Source organism: Jiangella aurantiaca (assembly GCF_004349105.1).
Lineage (GTDB): Bacteria > Actinomycetota > Actinomycetes > Jiangellales > Jiangellaceae > Jiangella > Jiangella aurantiaca.
In genome coordinates, this window is the sequence record NZ_SMLB01000001.1 from 209327 (window position 1) to 227888 (window position 18562).

Annotated in this window: 18 protein-coding genes and 1 other RNA gene; 15 read left to right on the forward strand and 4 right to left on the reverse strand. The window is 69.2% G+C overall.

Features of this window, described 5'->3' with window-relative positions; genetic code table 11:
• Nucleotides 1-8: 8 nt before the first annotated feature.
• Entirely contained in the window at nt 9-1922 is a 1914-nt protein-coding gene (locus E1262_RS00805; RefSeq protein WP_132101131.1) for an acyl-CoA dehydrogenase family protein, read from the reverse strand.
• Nucleotides 1923-1980: 58 nt separating this feature from the next.
• Between E1262_RS00805 and E1262_RS00810 the strand changes: the two genes are divergently transcribed.
• From E1262_RS00810 to E1262_RS00825, 4 genes are all read left to right on the forward strand, one after another.
• Nucleotides 1981-2274: a hypothetical protein gene (locus E1262_RS00810; RefSeq protein ID WP_132101132.1), complete on the forward strand. Its 294-nt coding sequence runs from the start codon at nt 1981-1983 to the stop codon at nt 2272-2274.
• A gap of 54 nt (nt 2275-2328) precedes the next feature.
• Nucleotides 2329-2700: a transfer-messenger RNA gene (gene ssrA / locus E1262_RS00815) on the forward strand.
• Between the two features lie 52 nt (nt 2701-2752).
• Entirely contained in the window at nt 2753-3238 is a 486-nt protein-coding gene (locus E1262_RS00820) for a hypothetical protein (protein ID WP_132101133.1), read from the forward strand.
• A 160-nt stretch (nt 3239-3398) separates the two neighbouring features.
• Nucleotides 3399-4502 carry a hypothetical protein gene (locus E1262_RS00825; RefSeq protein ID WP_132101134.1) on the forward strand — a complete coding sequence of 368 codons (1104 nt, stop codon included), beginning with the start codon at nt 3399-3401 and terminating at the stop codon, nt 4500-4502.
• Here the strand turns inward: E1262_RS00825 and E1262_RS00830 are convergent, their stop codons facing one another.
• Nucleotides 4503-4703 carry a hypothetical protein gene (locus E1262_RS00830; protein WP_132101135.1) on the reverse strand — a complete coding sequence of 67 codons (201 nt, stop codon included), beginning with the start codon at nt 4701-4703 and terminating at the stop codon, nt 4503-4505.
• Here E1262_RS00830 and E1262_RS00835 point away from each other — a divergent pair.
• From E1262_RS00835 to E1262_RS31955, 4 genes are all read left to right on the forward strand, one after another.
• Complete coding sequence (locus E1262_RS00835; RefSeq protein WP_132101136.1) at nt 4693-5439, forward strand: hypothetical protein; 747 nt, start codon at nt 4693-4695, stop codon at nt 5437-5439. The two genes, E1262_RS00830 and E1262_RS00835, sit on opposite strands and share 11 nt — an antisense overlap.
• A gap of 709 nt (nt 5440-6148) precedes the next feature.
• A complete protein-coding gene (locus E1262_RS00840; RefSeq protein WP_132101137.1) occupies nt 6149-6412 on the forward strand; it encodes a FitA-like ribbon-helix-helix domain-containing protein in 264 nt (87 codons plus the stop codon).
• The gene (locus E1262_RS00845; protein ID WP_132101138.1) at nt 6409-6837 is read left to right on the forward strand and encodes a type II toxin-antitoxin system VapC family toxin; all 429 of its coding nucleotides are present in this window, start codon (nt 6409-6411) and stop codon (nt 6835-6837) included. The genes E1262_RS00840 and E1262_RS00845 overlap by 4 nt, the downstream gene beginning before the upstream one ends.
• A 459-nt stretch (nt 6838-7296) precedes the next feature.
• Nucleotides 7297-7476 (forward strand): DUF2399 domain-containing protein, encoded by a 180-nt coding sequence (locus E1262_RS31955; RefSeq protein ID WP_132101139.1) that lies wholly within the window; start codon nt 7297-7299, stop codon nt 7474-7476.
• Nucleotides 7477-8227: 751 nt separating this feature from the next.
• Here the strand turns inward: E1262_RS31955 and E1262_RS00855 are convergent.
• Nucleotides 8228-9145 (reverse strand): hypothetical protein, encoded by a 918-nt coding sequence (locus E1262_RS00855; protein WP_132101259.1) that lies wholly within the window; start codon nt 9143-9145, stop codon nt 8228-8230.
• 273 nt (nt 9146-9418) lie between these two features.
• Here E1262_RS00855 and E1262_RS00860 point away from each other — a divergent pair, with 273 nt between their 5' ends.
• From E1262_RS00860 to E1262_RS00890, 7 genes are all read left to right on the forward strand, one after another.
• The gene (locus tag E1262_RS00860) at nt 9419-10447 is read left to right on the forward strand and encodes a LacI family DNA-binding transcriptional regulator (RefSeq protein ID WP_132101140.1); all 1029 of its coding nucleotides are present in this window, start codon (nt 9419-9421) and stop codon (nt 10445-10447) included.
• Nucleotides 10448-10463: 16 nt separating this feature from the next.
• Nucleotides 10464-11894: an ABC transporter substrate-binding protein gene (locus tag E1262_RS00865; RefSeq protein ID WP_132101141.1), complete on the forward strand. Its 1431-nt coding sequence runs from the start codon at nt 10464-10466 to the stop codon at nt 11892-11894.
• 8 nt (nt 11895-11902) lie between these two features.
• The gene (locus tag E1262_RS00870) at nt 11903-12859 is read left to right on the forward strand and encodes a carbohydrate ABC transporter permease (RefSeq protein WP_132101142.1); all 957 of its coding nucleotides are present in this window, start codon (nt 11903-11905) and stop codon (nt 12857-12859) included.
• Nucleotides 12840-13712 (forward strand): carbohydrate ABC transporter permease, encoded by an 873-nt coding sequence (locus E1262_RS00875; RefSeq protein WP_203453404.1) that lies wholly within the window; start codon nt 12840-12842, stop codon nt 13710-13712. The genes E1262_RS00870 and E1262_RS00875 overlap by 20 nt, the downstream gene beginning before the upstream one ends.
• A 21-nt stretch (nt 13713-13733) precedes the next feature.
• On the forward strand, nt 13734-15110 hold the full coding sequence (locus E1262_RS00880) for a glycoside hydrolase family 172 protein (RefSeq protein ID WP_203453405.1): 1377 nt from the start codon (nt 13734-13736) through the stop codon (nt 15108-15110).
• Nucleotides 15107-16474 (forward strand): glycoside hydrolase family 32 protein, encoded by a 1368-nt coding sequence (locus E1262_RS00885; protein ID WP_132101143.1) that lies wholly within the window; start codon nt 15107-15109, stop codon nt 16472-16474. Before E1262_RS00880 ends, E1262_RS00885 begins: the two co-directional genes overlap by 4 nt.
• 70 nt (nt 16475-16544) lie before the next feature.
• Nucleotides 16545-17402 (forward strand): PfkB family carbohydrate kinase, encoded by an 858-nt coding sequence (locus E1262_RS00890; RefSeq protein ID WP_238992782.1) that lies wholly within the window; start codon nt 16545-16547, stop codon nt 17400-17402.
• On the opposite strand, the gene E1262_RS00895 is transcribed toward E1262_RS00890, so the two are convergent.
• On the reverse strand, nt 17350-18558 hold the full coding sequence (locus E1262_RS00895; protein WP_132101145.1) for a glycoside hydrolase family 68 protein: 1209 nt from the start codon (nt 18556-18558) through the stop codon (nt 17350-17352). The genes E1262_RS00890 and E1262_RS00895 overlap by 53 nt on opposite strands.
• Nucleotides 18559-18562: the final 4 nt, after the last annotated feature.

The window sequence follows — 18562 nt, forward strand, 5'->3', positions numbered from 1 at the left end:
CCGCCCACCTAGAGGGCGCGGCGGGCGACGTTCTCGGCCGGCGGGCCGCTCGGCGGCGGCGCGATCCAGGGGCCGGTGCCCTCGCTCTGGTCGAGCACGTCGGCCTCGAACCAGGTGTGCTCGCCGGCCAGCACGGCCCTCGCCAGCGCCTCGTCGGGGCCGTCGGTGTTGTGCCAGAGTGCGTCGAACAGCCGCTCGACCCGTAGCCGCGCCTGGCGCGCGAACACGTCGGCGAGCTGGACCGCGCCGGACTCGGGCAGCATCCGGGCCCGCACACACGACGCCGCGATGGCGAACAGCTCGGCGCCGATGTCGACGACGCGGCTGAGGAAGCCCTGCTTCTTCTCCAGGCCGCCCTGCCAGCGGGCCATCCCGTAGAACGTCGACCGTGCCAGCCGCCGGGACGCGCGCTCGACGTAGCGCAGGTGCGGCGCCAGCACGCCGAAGTCCTGGTACGACGTGGGCAGCTGGCCGGCCCCGGTGACCAGCTGCGGCAGCCACTTCGCATAGAACCCGGTGGCTTTGACCGCCGCCTTCGCCTTGGCGGGCAGCGCGACGTCGGGGTCGACGATGTCGCCGGCGGCCTGCAGGTGGGCGTCGACGGCCTCGCGGGCGATCAGCAGGTGCATGATCTCCGTCGACCCCTCGAAGATGCGGTTGATGCGCAGGTCGCGCAGGATCTGCTCGGCCGGGACGGCGCGTTCGCCGCGAGCTCGCAGCGAGTCGGCGGTCTCGTAGCCGCGGCCGCCGCGGATCTGGACCAGCTCGTCGGCCACCCGCCACGCCGTCTCGCTGCACCACAGCTTCGCCAGTGCAGCCTCGATGCGGATGTCGCGACGGCCCTCGTCGGCCAGGTGCGCGGAGAGGTCGAGGACCGCCTCCTGCGCGTACGCCGTCGCCGCGATGTAGGAGAGCTTGTGCGCGACGGCGGCGTGCCGGCCGATAGGGCGGCCCCACTGGACGCGCTCGGCCGACCACTCGCGGGCGATCTTCAGGCACCACTTCGACGCCCCCGTGCACAGCGCCGGTATCGACAGCCGGCCGGTGTTCAGCGTGGTCAGCGCGATGCGCAGGCCGCCGCCCTCGCGGCCGATGCGGTTCGCCGCCGGGACGCGGACGCGGTCGAGCCGGGTGACGCCGTTCTCGATGCCCTTGAGCCCCATGAACGCGTTGCGATGCTCGACGGTGACGCCGGGGGAGTCGGCCTCGACGACGAACGCCGTCACGCCGCCGCGCCCGCCGTCGTGCTCGGGGACCCTCGCCATGACGACCAGCAGCTCCGCGATGACGCCGTTGGTGGTCCACAGCTTGGTGCCGCTGAGCTCGTAGAACCGCCCGCCGTCGACGGGTACGGCCTGCGTGGCGAGGCGGGCGGGGTCGGAGCCGACGTCGGGCTCGGTGAGCAGGAACGCGCTGATGGCGCCCGCCGCGCACCGCGGGAGGTAGGCGCGCTTCTGCTCGTCGGTGCCGAACAGCTTCACCGGCTCGGGCACACCGATGGACTGGTGCGCCGACATCAGCGCACCGATCGACGGATGCACGCCGCCCAGCAGCATGAGCGCGCGGTTGTAGCCGACCTGCGTCAGGCCGACGCCGCCGTACTCACGCGGGATCTTCATGCCGAAGGCGCCGGCGCGCGCCAGCGCCTTGACGTACTCGTCGGGAACGCGCGCCTCGCGCTCGATGACGGCGCCGTCGAGCTCCTCGCAGACGTCGCGCAGCCTGGCCAGGAACGCCGTCGTCGCCGCCTCGTCCTCGGGCGACTGCGACGGATGCGGGTGGATGAGGTCGAGCCGGAACCGGCCGAGGTAGAGCTCCTTCGCGAACGACGGCTTCTCCCACCGCGTCTCGCGGGCGGCCTCCGCGACTCGCCTGGCCTCCCGCTCGTCGACGTGCTGCGTGCCGGGCTGGGTGCTGCTCATGCGCGCCTCCTTCGTCGGTGGCGTCGTACCCAATGTTACCCGCTGGTAGCCGCCGGCGGTGATACACAAACTGTTTGTAGTGCTATCTGTTCGCACAACACTCCTCGGCCTCGTCGACGACCGCGCGGTTCTGCTCGGCCAGGCGAAGTGGCAGGCCGGACCGGTCGACGCGCGAGACCTGCGCGAGCTGCACCGGAAGGCGGCCCTGCTGCCGCGTGAGCCTGTCGACCCGAAGCTCGCCTTCTGGGCACGCTCGGGGGTGCATCCCGATCTCACCGCGGCCGGTGTCTGGGGCTTCAGCCCGGCCGGCCTCCTGGGTGACGGGGAATCTCGCTCGCCCGTTCGGCGTTGAAGGTTGTAATCTGGGCAGACCTTCGGGCGTGCCCGGGGGATTGACAACTCCAGAGGGGCTGAGCGGTTTCGACTTCGTTCGTCGAACCAGGGGAAGCGGGCCGAGGAGGCCGCGTTATCTCGTTAACGCTCGCGGCAAACGTTACAAGTGCCAACGCTAAGCGCACTGACTTCGCCCTCGCCGCCTGAGGCAGGGAACTGAAGTCTGTCGACCCGGGGTTGCTTCCGACCCGGTGTTCGGCATCATTCAGGAGGCTCACCTTCCGGTACGGTCGCGGGACCGGAAGGGACACTCACGCGACTGGGCTCGTCACGGTGAACTCGCCTGTGTGATCACCGGAGCCGAGTAGAGGCATAGCAGGCTGCGCCCGGAGAAGCCCTGGAGAAGCGTCGAAGGACCCGGGTTCGATTCCCGGCAGCTCCACCCAATGCTTCATGTTCAAACCCTGGTCCGTTGAAGGATGGGCCGGGGTTTGGGCGTGAGGCTCCCCGTTCACGAGAGCGGGGTCACTGGACTCGTCGCGCTGGCGCCGGGCCTCTCGCTGGAGTTCCTCGTCGAGGAGCGCAGCGAAGGGCCCGGCGTTCTGTGTCTGCACGGTGTCGTCGTCGATAAAGATTTTCTCGAAGAACGCCTGGTTGAAGAGCCGGCGGACGCTGTCTGGGGTGTCTCGATAGACGGCTTGACAGTTGCCGATCAACTGGATGCAGTCGTTGGGCTCGGCTTCTGCCTCGGCATGGTTGGCGCAGGCGTCGTAGAGGCGGGCGTCGATGCGTGTCAGCATGCTCCCGACGCGGGCCTGCTCGTCCTTGAGCTGGTCCAGCGGGACCGCTCCGGCGTAGTGGGCCTGGAGGAGTTTGTCCCGTTGCGTCAGGAGATCGCGCCGTTGCTTGGTCAGGTCGTCGACCTCCATCTTCGCTTCGGCGTTGAGGACGGCGAACTCTTCGGCGATGACGGCCTCGAGTGATCGCTGTGTGGTCTCGTCGAGCTGGATGGTCGCGTAGTAGTCGACGATGAGCTGCTCGACGTGATCCACGTGCATCGCCTTGCGGGTACAGCCGGTTCGCTTCTGGTGCCGGCCCCACGCAGATGAAGTAGGGGTAGACCACGCCGTGCCGGTTGCGGGCATGCATGAGCAGCAGGCGTGCCCCGCAGGAGCGACAGAACAGCATGCCCTTGAGGTAGTGATCGTGGACACCACTAGCTCCGATGCAACCGTGCGCACAACGGGAGAGTCATGGCTATGTGAGGGGCACCACATTCGCCCCCGCATTGCAGTCTCGACCTCGGAGAGCGGCATGAGAGTGACCGCAACAGCTGTCGGCGTCATCGTCGCGGCCGTCGTGAGCAGCGGTGTCACCTCTAGCGCCACCGCACCCTCGAGCACCTCTGCGGCGCCCGCCGCAGCACCAGCGGCCGTGTGCCAGACACACCTCGGCACGTTCGACCACAGCGGCAACTACCGCAAGGTGAACGTGTCCAGCGACCTCACGATCGTCATCGGCGAGGGCGGCGACCTTCCTGGCGCGGCCGACCTCCGAACCCTGGGCACGGGCAGCATCGACTACGGAGACGACGCCGAACCACAGCCGTTCCACGACAACTGGCACCTCGCGACGTCCTCGGCCGCGCTGTACCTGATCCGCGCCCAGAGCAATTCCTGGACCGGTGAGCACGACAGCGTCACTGCCGAACTGGTGGCGCCGCGATGGGGTGGTTTCCGTCACCTGGTGCAAGCCGGTCAGCCGGGCGAATCAGTGCCCAACCTGATCTACGGCCTGCACGACAACGGCACCTTGTACCGGTATCAACTCAACTGGGGAGGAGGGACACCCAGTGTCAGCTCCTACGGCAGCGTGGACGGATTCGGCGACCTCCGAACAATGACGTTGATCAGCCGCAGATCCGGCTACGATACGCTGCTGGCCACCACGACCACTGGGCAGCTGACCTCGATCAGAATTCCCACGACGGCCACCATGACTGCCGCCCGCTCGGTGATCCGAGCGCGCACCTGGGGAGCACTCGACCAGCTCGCCATCGGGGTGTGCGACTCCGGCACGATGCTCGTCGCCATCAACAGTGCGACCGACCTGGCCTACGCCTACCACCTCGGCGTTCTCAACGGCACGAGCACCCCGATCACCAGCTGGGGACAGCTCCAGGGCCAGTGGGCCTACCGGCTCGTCACCAACAGCTTTCCCTTCGACACCATCCCACGTGGAGCGTGATCAAGTGAGACCACGATTCGCCATCATCGCCGCCAGCCTCTTCGTCGGCGCGACCGTCGCCGCGGCGCCGGTCGCCAACTCGACGCCGGTCACCCCCGACATCCCTGCGGTTCGCGCCGCCGCGTCGTCGACCTTGCCCTGCAGCATCGAAATGTCGATCATCGGCGCCGGAAGGTACCGAGAAATCCGCGTGAGCGACACGACAAGCCCGCGCACCGTCACCGACTTCGGCGAGGTGCCCGGCGGAAGCTCGGTCCGCTCGTTGGCCACCGGCCACTTCCACGCCGACTTCGGCTTCAAGATCCGCTACCACCTGGGCAACACCTCGACCTCGCTGTTCAGCCTCTCCGCTCGCGACGACCAAGACAGCAAGGAGATCACCGTCACGTCCATGGGTCGCGGCTGGGGCGGCTTCCGACGCCTGGTGTCCTCTGGGGAGGCCGTGGAATCCGCCAGCCCCGTGAGCCTCTACGGTCTGCACGACAACGGATCGATCTACCGCTATCGGGTCGCCGCCCGCGAAGGCGGACAGCGAGTGGTCACCGGCGCCGGATCCGTCGCCGGATTCTCCGACCTGAAGACCATCGCGTTGATCGGTGTCACCTCGAGTTACCACGCACTCCTGGCCAACACCACCTCGGGTCAGCTCGTCGTGATCAAGATCCCGACGTCGTCGACGATGACTGCCACCCGGACCGTGATCAGGACCCGCACCTGGCAAGGTTTCGAGCACCTCGCAGTGGCGGACTGCAACGAGGGCTCGACGAACGTCCTGGTCGGAATCGACCACGACACGTCATCGGCCTATGCCTACTCGATGGCGTTCCTGAAGAACACCACCAGCTCGATCCTGGGCCATGGGCAGGTCGCCGGCTCCTGGCCGTGGCTGGTCTTCACCAGCCTGCACGAGGCCGAGAACCCGCCTCAGGGCGCATAAGGCAGCAACGAGCGGTATGGCGAGTGGGCCACGACGAAGTTCGTCGTGACCCACTCGTCTCGTCTGTCGCCCACTCAGTGCGGCAGTTCGGCCAGGCCTTGCAGCAGCAGGGCTTCGGCCAGGCAGACCTTGGCGAACTGCTCGACATGCAGACTCTCGTCGACCCCGTGGGCCCGTTGACCAGTTGGTTTTCGGGTCCGAGGGGGTGCCGATCGCGTTGAACGGGCGCGACCCGTACGAACCACGCTCGCAGCTGATGCTGAACGGTGCGGATCCGAACGCGCTCGATGGCAGTCGTCAGATCTGCTTGGGTCGCCCGGAGTCGTTGATCACTCGTCTTCTTCTCGCTTCGCCCGTGTCGCGGCTTCGCGCCAACGGACGACCGGTAGGAGGAGTGCTGCCAGGGTGCGCGCGGCCTCATCGCGCTGCGCGTCGGTCATGGGGACGACGGTCGGAGGCAGGATCTTGACCTCGCGTCGTGGGCCTCTGCGCCGGATGGGTTCGGGGCGATCGGGATTGGACATCTGTACCTCCACGGGAGGTGTCGCAGCTCGGAAGCTGCGCGCATCTACGCAGCGGCCTGTATCCAGCTCTGGTTCGGGCCAGCTGTTGTGTGACGTATTGGAATCGTCGAGTCCGGATCTCCGGGGGAACTGGTGAGCTCCCAGCGAGATGACATAGGCCGCACAGATGCATGTAATATGCATGTATGACGGTGGCGCTGCAGATCAGAGATGTTCCCGACGAGGTGCGTGACATCATCGCGCAGAGGGCAGCTTCGCGCGGACAGTCGATGCAGGCATACCTGCTCGATGTGCTTCGACGTGAGGCGCGTTTTGCGCGCAACGCCGTCGTGTTCGAGTCCACCGCTGCTCACCGTCAGGCCCTTCCTGAGGAGTTGAGCCCCGAGCGGATCGTTCGTGAGGGTCGTGACGGCGGCTTCCAGATCGATCGCGGCACAGTTGCCGGATGATTGTCGTCGATGCGGGTGTGTGGGTGAGGGCATTGGTTGACGGCGGTCTCTCGGGTGATGCCTGTCGGCAGGCGCTGAGCGACGATCTGGAGTGGGCGGCGCCAGCGCATGCCCCCATCGAGGTTCTGAGGACCATTCGCAGGTACGAGTCCGCCGAGTTGATCACCACTGCCCAAGCTGACGCGTTCGCTAGCGCGGTCCGCGAGGTCGAGGTCCAGTACACAGGACCGGAAACGTGGCTTCTCGCAATGATCTGGGACCGACGGCACAACGTCAGCCCGTACGATGCACCGTACGTCGCGCTCGCCCAGCGCTACGGCGTGCCCTTGGTGACACTGGATGAACGGCTTGGTCGCGCTGCTGCGGCGGCCGGAATCGACGTTGTGATTCCCACCCCGGCGAGCGGTGAGCAGCGATCTCAGTAGTCGATGCGTCGCGGGGCGGTGCCGCGCTGTTCGGTGTGGGTTGCGTCGTCGGCGCGTCGGCTGGCCGTCGCCGAGCGGCCCGACCTGCTGGCCTCGCCTGCCCCATCAGGTGCACGCAGCGGTTGACGACGATCGATCACTCTTGTACGCCAGAGGGGACCGCTGACGACTGGCTCGGTTCGAAACGGCCGATCTGTTCATGGACAGCGAGTCCGGCGCCTCGGCGTGACGGCGAGGATCACTGCGTTTGGCTGTTGCCGCGGTGACCGGCAGCGTCGGACCGAGGGGAGATCGTGGCCCAGGAAGACGAAGTGTGGCAGCAGCGCGCGGAGCCCGGCAGCGCCAACGAGAGGCTCAACCTCTGCCGATACGTCACCACAGAGAACGCCGGTGAGTACATCCAGCTGATGCGCCTGTTCACCGGCACACTGCTGACCGACCTGTCCGCCGCTGAAGCGCATGACGTCCTTGTCCGCATCGACCCCGACACCGCTCTCGGCATCGACGCCGGTCGAGACGCCGTGGGACCCACAACTCGCGGCGGACATGTCACGCCGGGGCATCGCCGTGCATGAGGAGTCGCTACTCGGAGTGCTGCTAGGGGATCTCGGCCTGGCAGATGGCGTCCCTGAACGGTGAGCACCCAGCGGTCCACCCCGACGCCTTCGCCATTGCCGCGCATCGAACCCGACCCACAGGAGCCGGAGACGTATCGGTCAAGAATTGTCGGGCTCAGCTCGCTCCGCTCGAACTCTGACATGATCATGCCTTTTGACCTCTGCACTGAGGAACGTGTGACCACGTCGCCGCATCGATCACTGAGAGTCGGGCGGCGGCCAGCTTGCGCTAGCAAGTGATCATCTGTGAGGCCCGCATCGGCGCGCGGCGCTTCTGCCGACATCGGTGAGCCGAAAGCTTCCGCGACCCCATTGGAGAAGTCCTCTGCGCGCCATTCGGCGAACCGTCTTGTAGACGGTGCCGCGGGCATCGCGTGCGTCACCTTCAGCGAGGACGCGGTCGAGTTGGTCGGCCGAAACCGCTCGGCCGACTAGATCCGGGGTCCGAAACGAGAGCGTTCAGAATTGCCTCGTGGCATGATCCGGCGCGTATCCGCAGGTCACGTAGGTGAATGGGCGGCGCTTGGATGGTCAACGTGCGGTTCGTATTAGGAGGCGCCACCACCACACAGCCGAAGCGGCTGGTCAGGAAGGTTCTGACCAGCCGCTTCGCCGCGTCGCGACCACTTGACGATCGCGTAGGAGGTCGCGCGCCCTCTTGACGAGACTGGCCGCGCCGCGGGGCGACGAAGGTGAACTCACCGGGTGCGGGAATGACCCGGCGATTTCCCGCTACCCCCACGGCGCGGCCACGCGCAACCGCTGGGCGACCTCTACTCGCAGTCGACGTCGACGAAGACCGTGTCCTGTCTCATGTTGCGACGGATGTCCACCGAGACCGTCCGGGCGCCCTGCCCGACATGGCGGCCGTCGACGCTGACGTCGTGCACTACGCAGCCAGGCTGGTCCGCGATCGTGATGTGATGCCGGCCGACCTCGACGGCCTCGACGTGCGCCTCGTGGAAGACCATGAGTTCAGGCGCCCAGTAGGAGTACTTCTTGTTCTTGGCACCGTGAGTGTCCGTCCAGGTCACGCCGAAGCCGTCCTGGGCCTGCCCGTCCTTCCAGAACCGGGTGTCGATCTCCATGGGCCGCTGCGGGCCGACCTTGAAGTTGTCGGTCTTGCTGTGTCCGCCGACGAAGCCGTGCTTGTTGCCGCCTTGGGAGCCGCAGTCGATCACGTTGAGCCCGTTCGGCACACCGAACTCGGCACAGCCGGCCAAGAAGTCTTCGACGGTTGTCACCCACACCTTGTACTCCCCGCCATTGTTCGGGGTGTCGGCGTACGGCATCAGCTGAACGGTGACCGCGTTGTGGTCCACGTCGACACCGGTGGCGTGCTCGCAATCCGTGTCGACCACGCCGGTGATCACCCCACCGGCCACCGTGAACTGACGGCAGCGGGCCGGGTCTTGCGACAGCAGCACCTTGCCGGACGGGTCGGTGACCTGGAAGACGTACGTCCCGTCATCGAGCCCCGCCGCGTCTTGCGGCGCGCCGATGCCGGGTCCACCGTCGAGGTACACGTCGTCCTTGGAGTCGTAGATGTTGAAGTTGACCTCCGACCCGTCCGGGAGCGTGGTGAAGATCGCTCCGGATGGTGCGTGGGCCGTGGCGACGGGCGCGGCCAGAACGGCTGCACCCATCAGCGCGGCGCATGACGCCGACGCGAGCAGGATCGACTTGCGCATGGTTGGGCCCCCCCTTGAGTAGTACTCCGCACGCCGCCCCTCTGGGCATCGCGCGGACGTTCCCGCATTCTGCTCCCTGCAGTCCATTCGCGCCAGGGGTTGGCTCACAGCGCTCGAGCACCATGACGACGACCACCCTCCGCGCCACTCCGAAGTGTCCTGCCCGATGACCAGGCCGGCCGTCACGAGGTATTGACGGCGCCTCGGCTCGGCTCTACTCTCAACGCAATCGATTACGCAATCGATTACGTCCGCTGCCCAAGGGAGTGCTTCATGAGTGGACCTACGTATCGGGACGTGGCCAGAGAGCTGGGCGTCTCGACTGCGACGGTGTCCCGGGCGCTCTCCGGCGAGCTCGGCGTGAGCGAGGAACTGGCCGAGCGGGTGCGGCGGACGGCCGAGGCGCTGGGCTACCGCTCCAACCGAGCGGCCCGGGCGTTGCGGAAGAAGCGGGCCGAGGCGGTCGGGCTGGTGATCTCCGACGTCGAGAACCCGTTCTTCGCGTCCGTGGCGCGGACCGTCGAAGGGGCTGCGGCCGAACGGCGGCACGCGGTGCTGCTGTGCAACACCGATGAGGATCTGGACCAGGAGCGGCTCTACCTGGACCTGCTGATCGAGGAGAACGTGGCCGGCGTGATCGTGGCGCCCTCGGCGGAGCAGATCGGGCCGCTCGCGCAGCTACGCGAGCAGGGCATCCCGACGGTGACCTTGGACCGTCGCGTCGAGGACGATCCCTTCGACGCCGTCCTCGTTGACCACCGTGCGGGCGCGCGGGAGCTCGTAGCGCACCTGCTCGAGCACGGCCACCGGAGCATCGCGGCCGTCATGGGCACGACGGCGGCCACGCCCAGCCGCGAGCGACTGGCCGGCTGCCGCGAGGCGATCGACGCGGTCGACGGAGCCGAGCTCAGCGTCGTCGAGGGTGAGATGCGCGACGCCGTCGGCGTGCAGGGGACCTTCGAGCTCGGCGAGCGGCTGGCGATGGAGATGCTTTTAGGTGACGACCGCCCCAGCGCCGTCTTCTGCGCCAACGGCCTGCTCTCGCTCGGCGTCCTGCGTGCGGTGCGTCGGCTCGGGCTACGTGTGCCGGATGACATCGCGGTCGTCGGCTTCGACGACCAGCCGTTCTTCGATCTGCTGGACCCGCCGCTCAGCGTCGCGGCCCAGCCACTGGACCAGCTGGGACGGACCGCCGTCGAGTTGCTCTTCGATCGGATCGCCCACCCCGACCGGGACGTCAGCACGGTCATCCTGCCGCCCTCGGTGCGGCTGCGCCGCTCATGCGGCTGCTCAGACACGTGACCGAAAGGACAAGCTCATGAACGCTCTCAGCTCCTCTCGTGGTCAGTTATGGACGCCCACCCGGCGCCGGTTCCTGACCGGTTCGCTGGCCCTCGGGGTCGGCGCGGTGGCCGGGAGCAGTCTGCTCTCCGCTTGTGGCAGCGGCGACGGCGGCACCAGCGGCGACAGCGCCACCATCGACTTCTGGCAGTGGTATTCGCCGCAGGAGGGTGGCAGCTACTCCGTCGCGGCGCAGAGCACCTGGTTCGCCGACCTGGCCGACGAGTGGAACGCCCGGGGCGGTGCGCAGGTGCGGCTCACGTACATCCCGATCGCGGAGTACATCGAGGGCACGCAGCTGCAGTCCGCGTTCTCGGCGGGCGAAGGGCCGGACATGTTCGTCATCAGTCCGGGCGACTTCCTGCGCTACTACAACGGCGACGTGCTCTACGACCTGACCGACGCACTCGGTAGCGCGGCCGGCGACTTCTACGCGTCGGCCATGAGCAGCCGGACGGTCGACGGCCGCGTCTACGGCATCCCGATGGAGAGCGAGCCGCTGACGATGTTCTACAGCATCGCCGCGTTCGAGGAGGCAGGGCTGTCAGAGGGCGACATCCCCGCCACCTGGGACCAGCTGCTCACCGTCGCCGACCGGCTCACCACCGGCAGCCGGTTCGGCGTCCTGTTCGAGACCAGCCCGAACGTCTACCAGAACTTCACCTGGTACCCGTTCCTCTGGCAGGGCGGCGGCGATGTCGTCGACGACAGCGGGCTGGCGTCCGCGTTCGACTCGCCGGCCGCCGCGGCGGCGCTGAAGTTCTGGCAGGACAGCATCGCCGCGGGCGTCGCGCCGCGGACCATGCAGGGTGGCGGTGGCGGTGACCTCGTCGCCAACCTCGCCAGCGGTTACACCGCGATGGCGCAGATGGTGACGGCGGGCGGCTCGTTCCTCGAGGCGGGCGCGCCGGACTTCGAGTACGGCATGTTCCCGCTCCCGGTACCGGAGGCCGGTGCCGACCCGATCACGGACATGGGCGGCTGGGCGTTCTGCGTGAACAAGAACAGCGCGAACGCCGAGGCCGCCGCGGAGTTCTGCGCCTGGGCACTGGCCGGCGAGGAGAGTGTCGATCGGATGGTGGCCTGGGCGTTCGACGCCAAGAAGAGCCTTCCGGTGCGCAAGTCGGTGATGCAGAAGGCCGCCGACGAAGGGCTGTTCGAGCAGGACTCCCTGATGGCGTACGCCGCTTTCGACGTCGTCGGACTCGACGCGGCCGCCCTCGACAGCGACGACACCCCGTTCGGCCGCGGTGAACCGCGGTTCACGCCAGAGGTGGTCAAGGCGGTCACCGACGCCGTCCAGGCGGCGCAGCTCGACGGCGTCGACCCGGCCGAGGCGGCCGGACAGGCGCACGAGCAGATCGACGCCGCGCTGGCCGGGTACGACGGCGCCCCGCTGGGCTCGTAGGGGGCGTCATGGCCACCACCCTGCAACGCCCGCCCACCGCTGGCGCGAGCCCGCCGGTGACGCTCCGCCGCCCCCGGCGTCGCCGGGAGGCGCTGGCCGGCTACGCCTTCGTCGCGCCGTCGGCCATCGGGGTAGGCGTCTTCGTGCTGGTGCCGATGCTGCTGGCCTTCGGGCTGAGCTTCACCTCCGCCGACGGCTTCGGCAGGACGGAGTTCGTCGGCTTGGAGAACTACCGGCGGATGTTCGCCGACCCGCTGTTCACGAACAGCCTGAAGGTCACGCTCCTGTACGTCGGCGCCTTCGTGCCGGGCCTCTACGTCCTGGCGCTGATCATGGCGCTGCTCGTGCACGGCGATCTGCCCGGGCGAGCCTTCTTCCGGGCGGCGTTCTTCGCCCCGTACACGGTGAGCCTCGTGGTCGTCGGGCTGATCTGGCGCTACATGCTGGCCGACCGGGTCGGCGTGGTGGACACCGTGCTGCGCCGGCTCGGCGTGGAGCAACCACCGTCGTTCCTCGGCGATCCCGACCTCGCGCTGTGGACGGTCGTGTTCATCAGCATCTGGTTCTTCGTCGGCTTCTACATGATCATCCTGCTCGGCGGCCTGCAGGACATCCCGTCGGAGTTGTTCGAGGCCGCGAAGCTCGACGGCGCCGGCTACGTGCGGACCGTGTTCAGTGTGGTGTTGCCGCTGCTCCGCCCCACCACGTTCTTCGCGCTGGTGCTGGCGACCATCGCCGGGCTGGCGGGCCTGCAGGCGTTCGACCTGATCTTCGTGATGACCGAGGGTGGTCCGGCCAACTCGACCAGCCTCGGCATCTACTACATCTACCAGCAGGCCTTCCGCGGCAACCAGTTCGGCTACGCCTCGGCGATGGCGGTCTGGTACGCGCTGGCGCTCATCGCGCTGACCGGCATCGCCTTCTGGCTGACGAAGGGAGGCCGCTTTGACTCCGCTGATCGTTGAGCCGGCCCTCAACTCGAGGGACCGGAGCAGGCGGCGGCGCGGGCTGCGGATCTCCACCGCGCTGGCGGTGGTCCTGGCCTCCGTCCTGGCGTTCGTGCAGCTGTTTCCCCTGATCTGGATGGTGTCCGGCGCACTGAAGCCGTCGGGGGAGACGGCCGGGGCGAGCCTCGTCCCGTCGAACCCGACCTTGGACAACCTGGTCACCGTCTTCACCCGCATCCCGTTCGCGCGCTACCTGCTCAACAGTGTCCTCACCTCCGTTGCCGTGACGGTGCTGCTGGTCGGCTTCGGGGCGCTGGCCGGATACGCGCTGGCCAGGTTGCGCTTCCCCGGCCGGGGCCTGGTGTTCGGCATGTTCTTCGCGACGCTGCTGGTGGCGCTGCCGGTGATCCTGGTCCCGCTGTTCTACGTGGTGAGCCGGATGGGCCTGACGAACAGCTACGCCGGGCTGATCCTGCCGGTGGCGTTCACCGCGTTCCCCGTCTTCCTGATGCGGCAGTTCTACCTGTCGTTCCCGACCGAACTGGAGGAGGCGGCGGACCTCGACGGTGCCGGCTACCTGCGCCGGTTCGCCCAGGTGGTACTGCCGCTGAGCGCTCCGATGCTCGCCTCGCTGAGCGTCATCACGTTCCTGGCCACCTGGAACAGCTTCCTGTGGCCGCTCACCGTGGCCCGTGACAGTGACCTGTGGGTCGTGCAGGTCGGCATCGCGTCGTTCCAGAGCCAGTACGGCGGCGAATGGAACCTGGTGATGGCCGCGTCGCTGCTCGCCGCCGTCCCCACGCTGCTCGTCTTCCTGGTGCTGCAACGCCAGATCATCGAGTCCGTCAAGGCCTCCGGCCTCAAGGGCTGACCGACCGACGAAAGGATTCCCGTGCCCGACAACCTCCCCTTCGCCCTCGGTGACGACCTGCTCGGCCGCGCCGCCAAGCGGCGTCGCGCCCGCTCCGCCCGGGTGTCCAGCTGGGACCAGACCGGCGGCAACGAGGACGCGTTCGTCGTCATGCCGGGCGAGACCGCGGTGCTCGCCGACATCGAAGGGCCGGGCTGCATCACGCACCTGTGGTTCACCCAGACCTGCCGGCGGATCATCGGGCCCGGGCTCATCGACCCAACCCTCGCTGGTGTCGCGATGCTGGAGATCCACAACGCACTGGGCGTGAACTGGGAGATCACCGACCCGGACTACTACCGCAAGGTGGTCATCCGGATGTACTGGGACGACCAGGAGCACCCCAGCGTCGTCGCACCGCTGGGTGACTTCTTCTGCGTCGGCAACTCCATCGCCGGCAACTTCGCGTCGCTGCCGTTCACCGTCTCGGTCAAGGACGACGAGCGGCTGAAGTTCGGCGGGCCCGCCGCACTGAACTGCTACCTGCCGATGCCGTTCAACAGCCGCGCCCGCATCGAGGTCGAGAACCAGAACGACGTGCCCTACGTGCAGTATTACTACGTCGACTACGAGCTCTACGCCGACCCGCTGCCCGACGACCTGCTGTACTTCCACGCGCACTGGCGGCGCGAGAACCCCTGCGACGGCTGGGGCCCGGACCTGCAGGTGAACAGCCTGGAGACACAGGTGCCCAACCTCGACGGCGCGGGCAACTACGTCATCCTCGAGACGGAGGGCGCCGGCAACTACATCGGCTGCAACCACTCCGTCGCCCACTTCCCGGGCACCTGGTGGGGCGAGGGCGACGACATGATCTTCATCGACGACGACGTCTGGCCGCCCAGCATGCACGGGACCGGCGGCGAGGACTACTTCAACCAGGCCTGGGGAATGCAGCGCAACGCCTACCCGTTCTGCGGCACCATCGTGCACGAGGGCGACGTGCCCGGCTACCAGGTCAGCTACCGGTTCCACCTGGCCGACCCGGTCCGGTTCGACAAGCGCATCCGCGTGACGATGGAGCACGGGCATGCCAACCACCTCGCCGACGACTGGGCGTCGACGGCGTACTGGTACCAGACGTTGCCCGGCCCGCGGCTGGACATCCTGCCGGTGGAGCAGCGGCTGCCGCGCCGCCCGCAGACACCGCCGTCCGACGGCATCGTGCCGCCGGACCGCGCCGGGCTGGACGAGATCCGCCAGGCGATGCTGCGGCAGCGCGACGAGCGGATGGGGGAGTTCGAGCGCAAGCGCGCCGAGTGGTTGGAACGCCGTGCTCGTGACACCCGGGCCCGTCAGGTCGCCAACGCCGAGCAGGCCCGGCGGATCCGCGCCGCCTACCTCGACAGCCTGCGATGACACATCGAGCGCCGGCGCCCGCCGACGTCGCCGCCGCCCCCGGTCACTGGCGGCCGCGCTACCACATCACAGGCGTCCGGAACTGGATCAACGACCCGAACGGACCGATTCACCTCGACGGTCGCTACCACCTGTTCTTCCAGGCCAACCCGCACGCACCGGCCTGGGGACCGCCGCACTGGGGCCACGTCAGCTCGCCCGACCTGGTGCACTGGACCCGCCACCGCACCGCGCTGGCACCGGAGAACGGCAGGCCCGACGCCGACGGCTGCTGGTCGGGCTGCCTGCGCATCATCGACGGCCGGCCGGTCATCTACTACACCGGCGTCGTGGGCGAGGACGACGACCGCGTGGAGTCGGTGTGCCGGGCCAGGGGCTCGGCGGACCTGCTGACCTGGGAGAAGGACCCTGCGGGCCCGCTGCTGCCCGGGCCGCCGACGGAGCTCGGCAGCGGCTTCCACCGAGACCCGTTCCTCTGGCAGGACGGCTCGCGCTGGCAGCTGCTGCTCGGCAGCGGCACCACCGCCGGGGAGCGGCACGGCCAGGTACTCCGTTACGAGTCGCCGGACGGTTCCCAATGGCGGTACCGCGGGGTGTTCTTCGCCGCGCCGCGGCGGATCGACGGGCTGGATCTCGGTGAGCTGTGGGAGTGCCCGCAGCTCGTCGCCTCCGGGTCGTCCACGGCGCTCGTGGTCAGCTGTCAGGTGCCGGACGCGCCGCGCCCGCTGATGCACGCCGTCGGCTTCGTCGGCTCGATCGTCGACGGCCGGTTCCAGGGCGCGCCGGCCGGGCTGCTCGATCACGGCGACGTCTTCTACGCCCCGGCGCTGACCACAGATGCAGCCGGGCGGACGCTGCTGTGGGGTTGGGCTCAGGAGGTGGTGCCGCCGTCGACACAGGCGACGATGGGTCATGTCGGCGCGCTGACGGTGCCGCGACGGCTGACCGTCGGCGACGGCCGGCTCGAACAGGAGCCCGTTCCCGAGCTCGCCGCGCTGAGGCTTGCGCCGGTCGGGGCCGCGGACGCGCCCGTCGAGCCGGCGCTGGAGCTCGCCGGAGCGCCGGTCGACGACGGCTGGACCGTGACAGACGACGTGGCGAGGCTACGGATCAGGGCGGCGGATTCCGGCGGATCCCTGGTCGTCGAGGTGGCGGACCCGGTCGGCGGCGAACGCGCCTTCACCCTACGGCGGGCCGCCGGCAACCAGGTCCGCGTGTTCGTCGACGGTTCGCTTGTCGAGGTCTTCAGCGACGGCGCCGCTCTGACCACGCGCACGTACTGGGCACGGCCGCGGGTGCGGGTGAGTGCGCCGCGTCGGAGTGATCTGCGGGTCTGGCAGCTCGATGGCGCGGTCGTCCGGTAACGGCCCGGCGCCGCGTTGCGACGCGGCCGTCCTCGTGGCCGGTGAGGCGCTCATCGACGAAGTGCGCCGCGTGGACGGAACCACGGCGGCGTACCCCGGCGGCAGTCCTGCCAACGTCGCGCTCACCCTGGGCCGGCTGGGGTGCGACGTGCGGCTCGCGACCTGGATCGGCGCCGACCAGGGGGGTGGCGCCGTCCGGGCATGGCTGCGGGAGTCCGGGGTTCGGCTCGTCCCGGGCAGCGGCGCCGCACCGCGGACTCCGGTCGCCGTGGCCACCCTCGACGGGACCGGCGTGGCCAGCTACGACTTCGACCTGACCTGGGATCTCCCGCGTGGTGTCGCCGTGAACGGCCTGGCCGCCGTCCACACCGGCTCGATCGCCGCGGTGCTCCAGCCTGGCGGGCGCGCCGTTGTCGACCTGATCCGCCGGGCCCGGGCGCACGCGACGATCACGTACGACCCCAACCTGCGCCCGGCGCTCCTGGGTCCGCGGCAGGCGGTGCTCCGGCGCGTCGAGGAGTGTGTCGGACTGGCCGACGTCGTCAAGGTCAGCGACGAGGATCTGGCTTGGCTGTTCCCAGGCTCCGACGCGATGGCCGTGGGACGTCGGTGGCTGGCGGCTGGGCCGTCGATCGTGGTCGTCACGTTCGGTGGGAACGGGGCCGCGGCGGTCGCGGCGTGCGGGACCGTCGAGACAGCCGCGCCGCGGGTGGCAGTGGTCGACACCGTCGGCGCCGGCGACTCGTTCATGGGCGCGTTGATCCATGGGCTGTGCCGGGCCGGCCTGCTGGGTGCCGGTCGCCGCGACCGGCTGCGCGCCGTCGACGGACCGATGCTCACTTCGCTGCTCGAGCACGGTGTCGGCGTCGCCGCGGTCACAGTGGGCCGGGCCGGTGCCGACCCGCCACGACTGGCCGACCTTCCGTAGGTCTTGTCGCGTTCGGTGACGGGGCGTGGCGCAGGGCGGTGCTGGCCCCGTCGACGACGAGGCCGAGCACCGGAGCGAAGGTGCCGCCGAACCGGGATCGCGCCTCGCCTGCGGCGGCGGACCTCGGGTCGTCGCCGTCCGGGGCGAGGTAGTCGACGAAGCTGTGGACGTCGAGGGTGGGGAGGACGAGCCAGGCGTAGGCCTGGTCGGGCTGCTCCGGCGGGTTCTGGATGACCAGGCCGGTGCCGTTGAGGGGTTCGTACGGGCCGTCCACGGCGGGAGCGACGAAGCCGTACAGGCCGGTGGGCGCGCCGCCGGCCGGGTGGAACGCCCGCCGGCTGGTGCAGACGAACAGGTAGTAGCGCGACCGGTGGACGACGATGTGCGGCCGCTCGATCTCGTGGTTGATGCCGTCGGCCACCATCACGGGAGGACCGAGCGCCCAGCCGCCGGCGGTGGCGGAGGCGAGCGCGATCGCTCCCGTGAACCGGTCGCCCCACGGGACGCACGCGGCGACGAGGAGGTGCTCGCGGCCGTCGGCGGGGTCGCGGAAGCGGTAGGGGTCGCGGAACGCCCGGATCCGTCCCGGCCCGCCGTCGACCTCGTCCGCCGGCAGGTAGTGCGGGCCCTCCGCGCGGACGATCTCGCGGTGCTCGGCGTTCGCGCCGACGCGGATGCCGTCCGCGGTGTCGGCCAGCCGGCTCCGGGCCTCGACGACGCGCTGATGGAACGTCGGGCGGGCGGTACCGGGCAGGCCGGCGGCGGTGTAGAACGTCGAGACCGTGTCGTCGGGTCGGCGAACCGCTGAGCCGGACCACTCCCGGCTGCCCAGCGAGGTGCCCGGCTCGAAGACGTCGCCGCGGTCGGTCCATCGCCCGTCCGCGTGGGTCAGCAGGCGCAGGCGGGCGCGGTCGTGCCGCTCCTCGGGATGGCCGTAGGCCGGTGCGGCAAGCGCCATCCAGAGCTCCGCGCCGTCGACGACCGCGGTCGACCCATCGTGCTCCTGGACCGGCCACATGTCCCAGACGTCGTGGCCGGGCAGCACCCGGGGAGGCGGGGAGACGATCAGTGGGGCGGTGGTGTCGGAGGTCTGCGCGATCCGGTCGAGGTGGTCGGCGGTCCACCGTGCCGGCCGGTCCCCGCGGCGTCGGTGCATCCGG

Bases quoted from the DNA above. Each gene is read 5' to 3' on its own strand.
- E1262_RS00805 (WP_132101131.1), bottom strand. From the start codon at position 1,922: ATGAGCAGCACCCAGCCCGGCACGCAGCACGTCGACGAGCGGGAGGCC.
- E1262_RS00825 (WP_132101134.1), top strand. From the start codon at position 3,399: ATGCATGAGCAGCAGGCGTGCCCCGCAGGAGCGACAGAACAGCATGCC.
- E1262_RS00840 (WP_132101137.1), top strand. From the start codon at position 6,149: ATGACGGTGGCGCTGCAGATCAGAGATGTTCCCGACGAGGTGCGTGAC.
- E1262_RS00845 (WP_132101138.1), top strand. From the start codon at position 6,409: ATGATTGTCGTCGATGCGGGTGTGTGGGTGAGGGCATTGGTTGACGGC.
- E1262_RS31955 (WP_132101139.1), top strand. From the start codon at position 7,297: ATGACGTCCTTGTCCGCATCGACCCCGACACCGCTCTCGGCATCGACG.
- E1262_RS00855 (WP_132101259.1), bottom strand. From the start codon at position 9,145: ATGCGCAAGTCGATCCTGCTCGCGTCGGCGTCATGCGCCGCGCTGATG.
- E1262_RS00860 (WP_132101140.1), top strand. From the start codon at position 9,419: ATGAGTGGACCTACGTATCGGGACGTGGCCAGAGAGCTGGGCGTCTCG.
- E1262_RS00865 (WP_132101141.1), top strand. From the start codon at position 10,464: ATGAACGCTCTCAGCTCCTCTCGTGGTCAGTTATGGACGCCCACCCGG.
- E1262_RS00870 (WP_132101142.1), top strand. From the start codon at position 11,903: ATGGCCACCACCCTGCAACGCCCGCCCACCGCTGGCGCGAGCCCGCCG.
- E1262_RS00885 (WP_132101143.1), top strand. From the start codon at position 15,107: ATGACACATCGAGCGCCGGCGCCCGCCGACGTCGCCGCCGCCCCCGGT.
- E1262_RS00895 (WP_132101145.1), bottom strand. From the start codon at position 18,558: ATGCACCGACGCCGCGGGGACCGGCCGGCACGGTGGACCGCCGACCAC.